Source organism: Acinetobacter sp. 'aerobic (ED)' (assembly GCF_904886855.1).
Classification (GTDB): Bacteria; Pseudomonadota; Gammaproteobacteria; order Pseudomonadales; family Moraxellaceae; genus Acinetobacter; species Acinetobacter courvalinii.
Genome location: NZ_CAJHGI010000007.1, coordinates 177,596 through 191,569, shown reverse-complemented (window position 1 = coordinate 191,569; position 13,974 = coordinate 177,596). Strand labels below are relative to the sequence as shown.

Genomic DNA, 13,974 nt, shown 5'->3' with positions numbered 1-13,974 from the left:
GACAAGTGACTCGATGCCCAGCTCGAGCAGATAACGTTTTCGCTTAGCCATGACTTGAATGGGTTGGTCGAATGGACGGACATTTGCAATCGTCCAAGCGAAATAGCCTTCAGCCCAATATGATGCGCAAGCAGCTTCAACTTCATCCACTCGCCAAGCATGGACGGCTACTATATCGACTAAGGCAACGGCCAATCCAGCTTCTTCATCACCATCCTACAACAGAAAGTTTTGATTCTCGACAATCACTACATCTTTTTAAGGGCAAAGCCTCAGGATGCCATGAGCGAACCTCCAAGGTTTTCTGACCTTGCATAATTCGCCCGGCATTTGGAGCAACAACCGATAAAGCGGTATATTGCTTTAACATACAGAATTAAGCTTGATCTTCCGCAATTTTCACTCGGATACCATAGTTTTTTACTTTCAGGGTATTTAAACCTTTCACTGCTTTGACCGCTTCACGTGGATTCGGCATTTCAACAAAACCAAAGCCTTTGGATTTTCCTGTTTCAGCATCTTTAACCACCACACAAGACTCGACTTTGCCATAGGCTTTAAACAAGTCGAGCACTTCTGCATCGGTCACGCTACGATCTAAATTACGAACTAAAATTTTCATGCTAAAACCTAAAACATGATTCACCCTCAAATCGGTGAATCAAAAATAAATTGAATCTGGGTAGTTTAATCCAAATCGATCCCAAAACCTAAATTGATTGCAGTCGAACGCGAGCGACTGGCTTGCCCATAAGCACGCGGAATATCCCGGTGAATCTGGGTATCGACTAAATGTTGAGGTAAATCATTGAGAAAATAACTTTCTATTTTGCGACCGAGCTCATCATATTGATCATGTGCCCATAGATTTAAATTCTGTTTCGTCAAAATGAGTTCATTCTCGGCACGGGTCAAGGCAACATACAATACACGGCGCTCCTCCTCCACATCATCAAAATCACCCTGTGCGCGTGCATGTGGATATTGTGTTGGAGAGACATGCGGTACATAACAGACTTTTTGCTCAGCACCTTTAGCCGAATGGATGGTAATCAACGTCACTAGGTCCTGATCTGGGGTTTTATCAATTTCCGAGACCGAGATTGGATCGAGTACATACTCCTCCAGAAACTCTCCAAGCGAACTGTGCTTACGCGCCAGTTGCTTAACCAGATCAAAATCTTTGACACGGCGGGTCCAGTCTTTGGTTTTATAGTTATTTTCCAGTTGTTCATTCAAGGCATCCAGCGCCAGCCCAATGCAGGCTTCGACATGTTGCTGCAACACATCCAGCTGCATCAGGATCAGAATGGCTTGCTGAGGCACTTTGCCATGACGCTCTAAACGCTGGCAACGCGCCTCAATATCAGGCAGCTGGATCAACTCCTGAGCCAGCTTGCTGGCACCGACATCACCGACACCATCCCAGAGCGTCAGGAAACGCATCCATGCCAGATCGTCCTGCGGATTGACACTAACACGAAGCAGACTCAGCACATCTTTAACATGCGCCGATTCCAGCAGTTTCACCCCACCAATAAAACGGTAGGGAATATTGGCGGCAATCAAGGCCCCTTCCAGATAACGTCCACTAAAACCCGAACGCAACAGCACCATATGCTCTGCCCATGCCGCACCCTGCATATGCCGACGATTTAAATCCTGAATAATCCAGTTGGCTTCTTCAAACTCATTGCTGAGGATATGCAACTGAGGCTTTAAACCTTTACCGCGATAGGCTTGCAGATGCTTGCCATACTCAATCGGACTTTGCGCTAGCAACCAGTTGGATAAATCCAGAATCCCCTGCGTGGAACGATAATTCATTTCCAGCGTCAGCACTTGGGCATCAGGGACACGTTCTTTAAAATGATGGATATTTTCAAAATCCGCCCCACGAAAGCCATAAATCGATTGTGCATCATCGCCGACACAAAACAGTTTGACCTTGCCAACCAAGGGCTGCAGCAACGCCCATTGCAAGGGATTGGTGTCCTGCATTTCATCGACCAGTAGCGCTGAACAAAAGCCGGTAACCCATTGCACCAGCTCAGCTGAGTTTTGCAAATGCACAGCGACAATCGACAAGATGTCATCATAATCGAGAAAATTGCGTTCTTGCTTACGTTGTTCATAGGCTTGCATCAGTTCCGCAATTTGCGCCTTGTACTCCACTGCTTGCGGTAACTGTTCTAATAAGGCATCTGAAAGTTTGGTCTTGGTATTACGGGCATATGAATACAGATCACATAATTCAGCCGCTTTTGGCAATACATTGCCCTTATCCTTGCCGCGCAGTAAACGGAACATCAGTAACTGATCATCACGGTCAATAATGCTGAACTGGGTCAGTCCAAAAGCGCGCGGATTACGACGTAACAAATACATGCAAAAGGTGTGGAAGGTCGATGCACGTAAACCTTTGGCCTGTGCACCCATATGCTGCTCGACACGGGTGACAATTTCACTTGCAGCCCGACGGGTAAAAGTCAGAATCTGGATCTGCTGTGCAGGCAAACCCTGATCAATTAAATAAGCCGATCTCGCCACAATGGTCTTGGTTTTACCACATCCCGCTCCTGCCAGAACCAGACAATTTTGTGCAGTCGTGGTGGCAGCCTGTTTCTGTTGTGGATTCAGTTCATCAATTAGCTTGGCAAGCGTCATACAATCGGTCAGTTACAAACGAATCGATATTTTAACAGACTAAAGCCGTGCAAATGTTTCTCGCTACAAAACAAAAAGGACGTGCAAAAAGCACGCCCTACAATTTTAGCGAATGAGTTAGGCGGTGGTTGAGCTATGCGGCAACTGTTTGATCGCTCCCGCAAAGGTCAGGTAATTAATTCCCTGGAATAAAATATCAATTGCCAAGAACATTCCCAACACCCAGAACGGTGAATCCGGTGATGAAAGGATTAAAATCCCGGTAAGTAAGGTTAATATGCCTGAAAACAGCACCCAGCCCCAACCAGAAACCGGTCTCAGAATAAATGCATTCACAGTGCGGATAATCCCCGCAATAATCAGGGCAATTGCCAGAAAGCTGGTGAGCACCACCGCAGTGATCACTGGTGTAGTAAAGGCAAAATAACCCGCCACCAAGTACAGCACACCAAATAAAGCCCACAACCAGCGCGTACCGCCTTTAAAGACGGTAAATGCGGCAATAAAATGCAAAATGCCGCCCAGCATCATCAAGACACCAAATAAAAGTACCGCAGACAAGGTGGCGAATGGTAGCGCAGCTAAAAGAACCAAGCCAAAAATAACCAGTAACACGCCCAATAACAGATACCATTTACGATCAGCGTGTAGCTGATTGCGAATCAGATCGTTACCCACTGTTTTCATCATTATTTACTCTTTTATCTTCAATGTTATATGCCTATATTGAGCCTGTTCGACACAAAATTCTGTATAAGGCATGTTGAAAATTAATGATGGAATGTCAGAAAACTTGTGTTTTATTTCATATTTTTGAGTGTTCTGTTGAATGCTATGGATAAATCTAAACTTATCCACAATTTACTTGATCCACCCCACTTCCCTGGCCGTTAAAATACTGATGACTGTTTCATTCAGGTCATTGGGCATTTTACTTTTATGTTCGGACAAGGGAATTCTTCCTCCCATAATTTCAGCTTCAGTTTGTGGATATAAAGGCTGCTGATCGGCTTGGGCATAGCCAATCGGGAAAATCGGTTCGCCATTATTCAAATTATATTTATCTGTCGCGCCAAACCCGTGCAGTAATTCATGTACCAACACCACATTGTTCTGTGCAGCCTGTTTGGGTGAAGCAAATAAATTGACCGAGCCGATTCGTCCACGCTCCAGCGCAGTCGAATGCTTCAACTCCCTGCTCTGCTTCGGATCGTAGAAATTCAGATATAAGGTCAAACTCGGAGAGCCATCTCCCGATTGATGCTGTTTCCATGCATAGAACCTGAATTTCAGGCTCCATAGAATATTATTCAAGATACTCGGCTGTTCAGACATCTTTGGGGGTATTTGTTGCAGTTCCCGCCCAATCTGAATCATGAAATAGCTGCTTTGCCCGCGATACTGCTGGCTATTTTTCTCTAAATACTGTTTCACCTCAGCAAAGTCATCTTGCTGTAATTGTTGAATATACTGTTGTGTGGTCGCTAAACCATCAGCATTAATCGGATGCAATAAAATATGAATCGGTTGATTCCAGTCCTGATTCTGATCATGATAGGCATTCACGGCGACCACCAGCAGCACGACCAGCAAAATCGCGACCCGAATATTTTTCCACATATCATTTCCCCAATAAAAATATATTTCTTGTTTTTCTTGATGCGATAAAAAATGCTAGCAAGTGCTAGCATTTTTTTAAATCTGAATATTTAGCCTTCTACCCATTTTCCGTCTTGGAACACCAGACTCCACTTGGTTTGTTTGCCTTCAGCCGTTTCAGAACCCACATATTGTGACTGGTTCTTACGACTAAATTTCACCACGGTTGGATTGCCTTCAGGATCAACATCTGGCGCTTGTAGCAGGAATTGATACTTCGGATCAAGCTGTTCCGCAACACTTCGCAATTCCGCCACTTTCGGGGCACGTGTTTCACGAATTTTCGGGAATTTACTTGCAGCCAGGAATAAACCGGCGGCGCCATCACGCAAGACAAAGAAATCATCATGTTTGGTTGAGCGCAAGTGTTCCATTTTGATCGGATCAACACGTGGAGGTGCTGGCTGACCACTCTTCAAGACCTTACGGGTATTGTCACAGCTTGAGCAGGCAAAATACGGACCAAAACGGCCAGTTTTCAACTGCATTTCACCATCACATTTATCACATGGAATGGTTGGGCCATCATAACCCTTGATCTTGAATTCACCTTCTTCAACTTCGTAGCCATCACAATCCGGGTTATTACCACAGACATGTAGTTTACGGCCACCATCAACCACATAGCTGTCCATTGCAGTACCGCATTTAGGACAACGATGTTTCGACATCAAATCGGCTGTTTCAGCACCATCATCATCCGACAATGCAGCTAAAGACTCGACTGGTGTTAAATTCAGTGTACCCTTACAACGCTCTTTGGGTGGCAGGTTATAACCTGAACATCCCAGGAATACGCCTGTTGTTCCGGTACGTACCTGCATTGGGCGCGCACATTCAGGACATGGTACATCTGGCACTTCAACCGGCTGGTTACGGCGCATGCCGCTTTCGCCCTGAGCATTGGTCAAACGCTTTTTAAAGTCACCGTAGAAAGTGTCTAACAGCTCTTTCCAGTTACGCTCACCTGTCGCTACACGGTCAAGCTGACCTTCTAAATCTGCGGTGAAAGCATAATTCATCAGGTTATTAAAACTTTCATCCAGACGATCCGTCACGATCTCACCCATCTTCTCGGCAAAGAGACGACGGTTTTCCAGTTTGACATAACCACGTTCTTGAATGGTTGAGATAATGGCTGCATAGGTCGATGGACGGCCAATGCCTTTTTTCTCAAGTTCTTTCACCAGAGAGGCTTCGGTAAAACGAGCTGGCGGTTTGGTAAAGTGCTGGCTTGGATCAAGCTTTTCTAACTTGAGCACCTCACCCACTTTCACTGCTGGCAGCAACACGTCATCATCTGATTTGTTGGCCCCACGCACGCGGGTAAAACCATCAAAGACTAAAGTACGGCCTTTGGCCTTTAACTCAACATTTGCTGCTTCAACCGTCAGAGTCGAAGATAAATATTCTGCTGGTGTCATTTGACAAGCGACAAATTGACGCCAGATCAAATCATATAAACGCTGAGCATCACGCTCGACACCTGCAAGTTTGTCACCCGTCAATCCGACATCGGATGGGCGAATCGCTTCATGCGCTTCTTGCGCACCTGCTTTATTGCCATAACGGTTTGGCTTGGCCGGCACATATTTTTCACCAAAATTTTGCTGAATATGATTACGCACCATATTCACCGCGTCATCACTCAAGAAGGTTGAGTCGGTACGCATATAAGTAATAAAACCACCTTCATACAAACGCTGTGCCAGCATCATGGTTTTCTTTACAGAGAAACCTAGACGGGTACTTGCTGCTTGCTGGAGGGTCGAGGTGATATACGGTGCACTTGGATTGACCTTGGTCGGTTTATCTTCGCGTAATGCCACCTTATATTCAGCATCTTTTAATACGCTTAATAGCGCATCGGTTTCGGCTTTATTCTTGAGTTTAAGCGTCTTACCGGCCTGTTTCACTGCTTCCAGACGAATGTCATCTTTCTTCGACAAGGTATCTGCAAATACCTGCCAGTATTCTTCCGGGATAAAGGCACGGATTTCACGTTCACGCTCGACCACCAGTTTGACTGCAACCGACTGTACACGACCTGCCGATAAGCCACGGGCAATCTTTTCCCACAGTAATGGCGACACCATAAAGCCCACCACACGGTCAAGGAAACGACGTGCCTGTTGTGCGTTGACACGGTTCAAATCGAGACGTGTTGGCTGTTTAAACGCTTCCTGAATGGCATTTTTGGTAATCTCGTTAAAGACCACACGATGGTAACGACTGTCATCGCCGCCAATCACTTCTCTTAAATGCCAGGCAATCGCTTCCCCTTCTCTATCCAAATCCGTTGCGAGATAGATTGCATCGGCATCTTTGGCAAGTTTTTTCAGTTCGGCAACCACATGTTCTTTGCCCGGCAGCACTTCATAATGGGCGATCCAGTCATGTTCCGGATCAACACCCATACGGTTAATCAGTGCAGATTGGGCTTTTTCCGCTTTTTGCTGTTCAGTCAGCTTGACACGCGTTGCTGGCTTCTTTTCGCTAGACTTCGCTCCGCCGCCTGTCGGTAAATCACGGACATGACCGACCGATGATTTCACCACAAACTGTGAGCCTAAATATTTATTAATTGTTTTCGCTTTTGCAGGCGACTCCACAATCACTAAGGCACGTTTCTTTGCAGCAGACGCGGAAGCTGCTGTGCTTTCTGAAGCAGAGCGTGGAGTTTTCGCCATAATAAATCGTTTTTCCTGTGTTCAATCAATAAATTAGCGTTGAGCCAATTCATGTAAATAAGTTTTTATCTGTTCAAGCTGTGTGGCTTTTAAGTCAGTTTCTTCATCCCAATATAGCCCAACACAGTTTGCCTGCATATCAATAGCATAAACTCCTGTTAATGCAATGGTTAAATCATTAAATTTCTGATCACCTTGCACGACCTGAAGCTTGCCATCCACCACTCTTGCGCGCATAAGCGGCAGACGGGCATCTGGAATCAGGACACTATAATAAGCCACCATGCTGGCACGCTTTTCTGATGCCATTGGAATTTTCGTCCATTCTGGTGCGGCGATTAAACGTGGATGCAAGCCCATTTTTCGTGCCTGATCGCGCATCATGCCCAATGCTTTTTCTCGGGGACTGACACGTAAGCCAAAAATCGAGCCAAGTACAAACAGTACAATCGCAACTGTGATCCAAATTCCAATATTACTCATAAAGTTGCCCAAAATGTCCTTTTATTAGCGTTACATAAGTTGAATCCAAAAGGCAAGCTTTCCTTACAGTCGACTTTCAAGGCTTTGATTTATCATTCAAACTTGAAGAGATCGCAGTTATCTAACCTTATTTTTCTAAAGTTTAAAATATGATGAATGCCAGAAATACACAATAAATACATCTGTGATTTTTGAATCTCTATTCAACAGGTATTTTATGATGGCAAATCGCTTAATAATGCGGCGGTTTATCACTCATCGGATCAAAAGGCGCAATCCCGTCCGATAAATCCGACGATTCAACCCGACGATATAACAGTTGCATCTGTTTTTTTAGATCGGCTATTTCTTGGGTCTGAAGTGCCAGTTGTTGATTCAATTGTTCAACTAAATCATCTAAAAATGCAATTCGGACTTGCAAATCTTCAATGGGTGCGGAAAATGACGCGTGATCATCAAAATTTTGTGGTTTAGTCATTTCAGACCTCATCTGAACTTTTAGGAAACATTATGGCCTATATTACTTTAAGGGATGTCCATCTCGCATTTGGCGGACCTGCCTTACTCGACGGCGCGAACTTTAACCTGGAACGTGGCGAACGAGTCTGTTTAATTGGTCGTAATGGCGAAGGTAAGTCTACTTTATTAAAACTGATTGAGGGAAGCCTGTTACCGGATAACGGCGAAGTTTCCATTCAAAACGGTTTAACTGTTTCAATGTTAGCCCAAGACGTCCCGATGGACTCGGGTAAAGTTGCAGATATCGTGGCCGAGGGTGCTGGCGAAGCCGCCAATGTCTTAAAAGAATATCATGAAGCCAGCGATGCCTGCGTGCTGGGCGATATGGAAGCCTGTGACCGTATGGGCATGCTGCAGCACAAACTCGATCAGCTCGATGGCTGGGCCTTAGAAAACAAGGTCAACTCGATTCTCAGTAAAATGGGACTTGATCCGAATGCTGACTTGGCAGATTTATCTGGTGGACGTAAACGTCGCGTACTGTTGGCGCGCGCTTTACTGACTCAACCCGATGTTCTGTTACTGGACGAACCCACTAACCATCTCGATGTCGAAAGTATCGAATGGCTCGAAAAATTCTTACTGGATCAGAATAATCTGACCTTGCTGTTTATCTCGCATGACCGTTCATTTGTTGACAGTATCGCAACCCGTATTGTCGAGCTGGATCGTGGTATTTTGCGGAGCTACGAAGGTAACTACTCACGTTATCTCGACCTCAAAGCACAGCAAATGGAAGCAGAAGAAAAGCAGAATGCTTTATTTGATAAAAAGTTAGCTGAAGAAGAGGCCTGGATTCGTCAAGGTATTAAAGCACGTCGTACCCGTAACGAAGGTCGTGTCCGAGCCTTGAAAGACTTGCGTGAACAGTCTAAGGCACGTCGTTCACAACAAGGCAAGGTCAGCATGGCAACCCAGGAAGCGAATCGCTCTGGTAAGCTAGTGTTTGAAATTGAAAATCTGAGTGTGAGTTACGACAGCAAAGCCCTGATTAAAGATTTCTCTGCCATCGTGTTGCGTGGCGACCGCATCGGTCTGGTCGGTGACAACGGTGTCGGTAAAACCACCTTGATCAAAGCCATTCTGGGTGAAATCGAGCATGGCGGTTCAGTCAAGACCGGTACTCAGCTTGAAATCGCCTATTTTGACCAGTTACGTAATGCGCTTGATCTGGAAAAGACCGTGATGGCCAACGTTTCAGAAGGCTCAGACTTTGTCGATGTCAATGGTAACCGCCGTCATATCTATAGCTATTTACAAGATTTCCTGTTCTCTCCAGAACGTGCCCGTACCCCTGTTAAAGCCCTTTCTGGTGGTGAACGCAACCGTATTCTCCTCGCAAAATTGTTACTCAAGCCATCCAACCTGATTGTGATGGATGAGCCAACCAATGACCTGGATATGGTGACGCTTGAGTTGCTGGAAGAAATGTTATCGGAATACAAAGGCACCTTGCTGCTGATCTCGCATGACCGTGCCTTTATGGATAACGTTGTGACCTCAACCTGGGTATTTGATGGCAAAGGTAATATTGATGAATACATCGGTGGCTATCAGGACTATCTAGAACAACGTCCAGACCAGAAAGTCGTTGATCAAAAAAGTGATGTAAAAAAAGCACAAGCCAAAGCTGAGGCGGCTGCCGCAGCTGCAAACGCTCCTGCACCGAAGAAAGTAAAACTCAGCTATAAAGATCAGCGTGCGCTTGAACAGTTACCTGCTGAAATTGAAGCATTAGAGACTGAACAAGCTACCTTATCAGAGAAACTGGCTGATGGTTCATGGTTTGTCAGCGATGCTAATGCAGCGACTCAAGCCAGCCAGCGTCTCGCAGAAATTGACGAGTTATTGCTAGAAAAGCTGGAACGTTGGGATGAGCTGGAAAATCTCAGCAAAGGCAATTAAATAACCAGTGAGCATCTATCTGTTCGGGATAGATGCTCTATTTAAAATCAAACCGGAGTTAAATCTTAAAATTCGCTTTTAATGACTGATAAATATTAAAATTCTCATCATCAAAGCAGACAAAAATGACATCTGTTATAAACTGACTCTGTTTTAATTGTTCAGCAATTGTTTTTAACGCAATTTGAGCAGCCAGCTGTTTAGGAAAACGATAAATTCCTGTAGAAATATTTGGAAATGCCACACTTTGTAGTTGCAAATTTTCAGCCAGTTTAAAACTATTCCGATACGCATTTTCCAACAATAACGCTTCATCGTGCTGGCCATTGACCCAAGTGGGTCCAACGGTATGAATGATATATTTTGCAGGCAAATTTCCGGCAGTGGTCATGACCGCCTCACCAACCGCACAGCCACCCTGTTTTGCCCTTATTTTTTGACATTGCGCTAAAACTTCGGCGCCGCCTTTTCGATGAATTGCGCCATCCACACCACCGCCACCAAGCAATGAAGTATTCGCTGCATTTACAATCGCATCTATGGCAATCTGAGTAATATCTCCCCGGATGATGTTTATCGTTTTCACCCTGATCTCCTGATCGACATAATGATTGGCCTATCGCCAAAAGCATGCGCTTTATCTTTTAGATTTAAAAGTGTAGGAACAATTTGATCTAAACTTCAATTCGCAACAGGTAAATTCTTGTTTAGAGCATGAACTCACTCAAAACCAAGCAAGCTATTATCATCGCGTTGCAGAATAAAGAAATAAGGCTGGGGCTGCTGTTTCAGATCCATCCAGCCCAATACGGTATTTTCATCTATTTTTCGAAATACATCGTGTATCGGCTTTTCATCATAAATCATCGTGGCCGATATTTTCCCTCGAAACTCAGTCATTCTTAAACGGGCCTTACTGTCTTTGGTTTTTAGAAGTTTCAAGCCACCGGCCAGAGACTTGGCATTTTTTTTCAAAAATTTAAAATCCAGATTTAAAGGCAGCCACTTTGGATCAATGAAAAATAACGCTGTTTTTTTGGTATTCAGCAACACTAGGGGATAGACCGTTTCCTGATCTATCAATAATTTTCCATACCAGTTTGCCTGCGCTAACAGACCATTCATTGGATGCCCAGTGATGACCTCATATCCTTTCCAGCGACCATACATAAATGCACAGTCTATTTCCTCTAGCTGATCATAAAACTCGATCATTTGCTGAACGTCGACTTTCTTTCCTTGTGATATTTCCTGAATATTCATCATCCTTCACCTTTTTTTGTTGTATGGGGCTTAATCTTAATTAAGTCAGGTATGAGCTCATTGTATGACAGCAGTACAACAAGCAAAAAACTCTCATTCATTTTCCGTCGAGTAGCAGCCGAACCAAAGCGTGCGGGCATATTCTCAGGCGTACTTCATGTTACACTGCTCCAAAATTCAACATTATTTACTCTACTAAGTTTATGAGTCAAAAGCAGTCTTATATTCCTGGCGAATTTCAATGGGAATTTCTATTACCCAAATATTGGAAAATCTGGATCGCCATTTTTTTCCTTATGTTATTGGCCATTCTCCCGTGGGCAATCCAGTGGCGCTTGGCCCATAGCTTAGCAGGCTTATTCTGGCATCTGCTCAAGTCACGCCGAAAAACCACCCTTCGAAATCTGGAACTGTGTTTTCCAGAATGGTCGCCTGCGGAAGTTGAAGCTCAGGCCAAGCAGGTTTTTGTCGATATGATGCTGGGAGTTTTTGAAACCTTGAATGCCTGGTACTGCCCGCAATGGTTTAAGGGTCGCCATAGCATTGAAGGTTTAGAACATATCACTGAAGCAAAGGCTCAAGGCAAAGGCATCCTGTTACTGGGGACGCACAGTACCTTGCTTGATGCTGGCGGTTATATCTGTGCCCAATATTTTGAGCCGGATGTGGTGTATCGACCGCAGAATAATCCGATGCTGGATATGCTGATTTATCGTTGCCGTGCCACCATTTATCAGCACCAGATCGATCATGATGATATGCGCGGCTTGATCCGTCGCCTTAAAGACGGTGGCGCCATCTGGTATAGCCCGGATCAGGATTTCGGTTTGAAACAAGGTGTCATGGCCCCTTTCTTTGGTGTCCCCGCAGCAACGGTCACGGCACATCGCCGTTTACTCAAAATTTCAAAAGCGGTGGCAATTCCGCTGTATTTTTATCGCTACGGCGATGTCCGTAATCCACAATACAAAGTACTGATTGAACCGATGGTGGACAATATGCCAAGCGAAGATGAAGTGGGTGATGCGATTCGGGTCAATCAGATTATTGAAGCTCAATTACGTATCGCACCGACGCAATGGATGTGGTTCCACCGCCGTTTTAAAACCAGAGCCGAAGGCTACGAAAAAATTTACTAAGCAACAAAGAGCCGATCCATATACATGAATCGGCTCTTTCTTTAATAAAACAACAAGACTTAATTCGGGAAAATCACGCCTGAGCTTAAATCGTAATAGGTTGGGGTGTTACTATAAACCGAGCCTAATTTCACATTGATAAACCAGCCAAGATTACCCTGATCTTGTAATCGGTTTTGCACCTCGCTCGCGAGATCGAGTTTATAAATCGCATCTTGGTTAAAGACCTTGGATTCAATACTGCTTGTGCTGGAGCTATCACGTTCAAATAAATAACCTTTGGTATTAAAGAACATAATTGCATTGTCCTTATCAATCAGGTGATAACCTTCCGCGGCCTGTTGTTTGAGTAACAGGTCTAGCTTGGTTGGATTGTCATCATAGAATCCTGCTTCTGTTTTTGGCATTTCAAAATAGCGATAACTATAAGTACCGTTATGAGTACTGCTGTTTACACAGGTGGGTACATAAAATGTGCCATTGGTTGTACCGTTATAGGTAAAGGTACTGCCCGCATAAATTAATTTACAGCCCTGAGCCCCGAGCTGATTAAATACGGCCAGAATATTAGCGCGACTGGTATCGGTCAAGAAACGGTTGTCATAACTATAAGTCGCTGGTTTTTTGTCATTTTTAACAAATAAATATTTATAAGTATTGCGTGGTGACTCACCCAGAGATGACTTATATGCGAAGCCTGCAACACCCTGTTTTTTAATTTCAGCTAACCAGAACAGATAAACATTGGCTACTACATTGGTGGTGACATCAGCGATTTTATAGCTATAGCTATCGGTCGAAGCATTATTTTTAATATATAAATTCTTAGGCTCAGGGAAATCACTATTGGGCTTTTTTACATCCAGAGAGTGACTGACCAATGCAAAGCCCTGACGCCCCTGCTCATTGGCTTGCGCCAGGAAATTCTCGAGAGAGCTCTGGTTGTCTAACAGGCGATAGCTTGCGGTGGCTTTTTTTACAGTCGGTTTAAATAAGCTATAGCCCTCAACATTGGTACGGGTATAGCAGGTTACGGTCCTCGATGGATCAATAGCATCCATAATAGACTGTACTTCTTGCACTGTGATTGTACCATTTTGAAATTCACACATCGCATCTGCTTTAAAACCATAGCTATAAATCGATCCATTCGGCCTAAACTTATCACTGTTTTTTGCTCGGTTCATGGTCGTCGTACCACTACTTTGTGTAGCCGCAATCTCGGTAAGCAAGGCATCCTCATTGGCAACCACATAGTTCTTAATCACAGCCCCAGTACAATCTTCTTTTTCAAACTGACGTTTTTCAGTGGTAAAGCGAACACTATTATCTGAAGTTTTATACACGGTTAAATTTGTTCGTGCACCGTTATAGCAAAGGCCGCCTAGCCAAGAACCAACAAAGCGGTCAGCCACGACTGGGGTCGGTGTAGGCGTTGGAGTTGGTGTAGGCGTTGGCGTTGGTGTAGGCGTTGGCGTTGGAGTCGGTGTTGGTGTTGGAGTCGGTGTTGGTGTTGGTGTTGAATCGGAATCATGATCCGAGCCACAGCCGACTAGTACTGCACAAGTCATGCTCAGTGCGAATTGTGTCCATATATTTTTCATTATTTTACCCTCTGTGTGATTTTTTCACATATTTATAGATGTGAA

12 protein-coding genes and 1 pseudogene are annotated in these 13,974 nt (G+C 44.5%); 2 read left to right on the top strand and 11 right to left on the bottom strand.

Going from position 1 to position 13,974, the window contains the following annotated elements; genetic code table 11:
* Nucleotides 1-12: 12 nt before the first annotated feature.
* From JO943_RS18570 to JO943_RS14785, 8 genes and pseudogenes are all read right to left on the bottom strand, one after another.
* Nucleotides 13-370 (bottom strand): annotated as a pseudogene (locus JO943_RS18570) (ASCH domain-containing protein); the annotation flags it as partial.
* A 6-nt stretch (nt 371-376) separates the two neighbouring features.
* Entirely contained in the window at nt 377-622 is a 246-nt protein-coding gene (locus JO943_RS14815; RefSeq protein WP_005226657.1) for an RNA recognition motif domain-containing protein, read from the bottom strand.
* A 65-nt stretch (nt 623-687) separates the two neighbouring features.
* Nucleotides 688-2,667, bottom strand: a complete 1,980-nt coding sequence (locus JO943_RS14810) for an ATP-dependent helicase (protein ID WP_202741198.1) — start codon at nt 2,665-2,667, stop codon at nt 688-690.
* 117 nt (nt 2,668-2,784) lie between these two features.
* Entirely contained in the window at nt 2,785-3,357 is a 573-nt protein-coding gene (locus JO943_RS14805) for an HdeD family acid-resistance protein (protein WP_009514147.1), read from the bottom strand.
* Between the two features lie 171 nt (nt 3,358-3,528).
* Nucleotides 3,529-4,287 carry a hypothetical protein gene (locus JO943_RS14800; protein ID WP_202741197.1) on the bottom strand — a complete coding sequence of 253 codons (759 nt, stop codon included), beginning with the start codon at nt 4,285-4,287 and terminating at the stop codon, nt 3,529-3,531.
* An 89-nt stretch (nt 4,288-4,376) separates the two neighbouring features.
* On the bottom strand, nt 4,377-7,016 hold the full coding sequence (topA, locus tag JO943_RS14795) for a type I DNA topoisomerase (protein WP_032876161.1): 2,640 nt from the start codon (nt 7,014-7,016) through the stop codon (nt 4,377-4,379).
* Nucleotides 7,017-7,049: 33 nt separating this feature from the next.
* Nucleotides 7,050-7,499 carry a hypothetical protein gene (locus JO943_RS14790; protein ID WP_005280642.1) on the bottom strand — a complete coding sequence of 150 codons (450 nt, stop codon included), beginning with the start codon at nt 7,497-7,499 and terminating at the stop codon, nt 7,050-7,052.
* Between the two features lie 232 nt (nt 7,500-7,731).
* Nucleotides 7,732-7,977 carry a SlyX family protein gene (locus JO943_RS14785; protein ID WP_005280646.1) on the bottom strand — a complete coding sequence of 82 codons (246 nt, stop codon included), beginning with the start codon at nt 7,975-7,977 and terminating at the stop codon, nt 7,732-7,734.
* 32 nt (nt 7,978-8,009) lie between these two features.
* On the opposite strand from JO943_RS14785, the gene JO943_RS14780 reads away from it, so the two are divergent.
* Nucleotides 8,010-9,923 (top strand): ATP-binding cassette domain-containing protein, encoded by a 1,914-nt coding sequence (locus tag JO943_RS14780; RefSeq protein ID WP_202741196.1) that lies wholly within the window; start codon nt 8,010-8,012, stop codon nt 9,921-9,923.
* 58 nt (nt 9,924-9,981) lie between these two features.
* On the opposite strand, the gene JO943_RS14775 is transcribed toward JO943_RS14780, so the two are convergent.
* Both JO943_RS14775 and JO943_RS14770 read right to left on the bottom strand, forming a co-directional pair.
* Nucleotides 9,982-10,509 (bottom strand): O-acetyl-ADP-ribose deacetylase, encoded by a 528-nt coding sequence (locus JO943_RS14775; RefSeq protein ID WP_202741195.1) that lies wholly within the window; start codon nt 10,507-10,509, stop codon nt 9,982-9,984.
* A gap of 134 nt (nt 10,510-10,643) precedes the next feature.
* Nucleotides 10,644-11,186: a DUF4334 domain-containing protein gene (locus JO943_RS14770; RefSeq protein WP_202741211.1), complete on the bottom strand. Its 543-nt coding sequence runs from the start codon at nt 11,184-11,186 to the stop codon at nt 10,644-10,646.
* A 203-nt stretch (nt 11,187-11,389) separates the two neighbouring features.
* On the opposite strand from JO943_RS14770, the gene JO943_RS14765 reads away from it, so the two are divergent.
* Entirely contained in the window at nt 11,390-12,325 is a 936-nt protein-coding gene (locus JO943_RS14765; RefSeq protein WP_202741194.1) for a lauroyl acyltransferase, read from the top strand.
* 59 nt (nt 12,326-12,384) lie between these two features.
* Here the strand turns inward: JO943_RS14765 and JO943_RS14760 are convergent, their stop codons facing one another.
* On the bottom strand, nt 12,385-13,929 hold the full coding sequence (locus tag JO943_RS14760) for a PT dipeptide repeat lipoprotein (protein WP_202741193.1): 1,545 nt from the start codon (nt 13,927-13,929) through the stop codon (nt 12,385-12,387).
* Nucleotides 13,930-13,974: the final 45 nt, after the last annotated feature.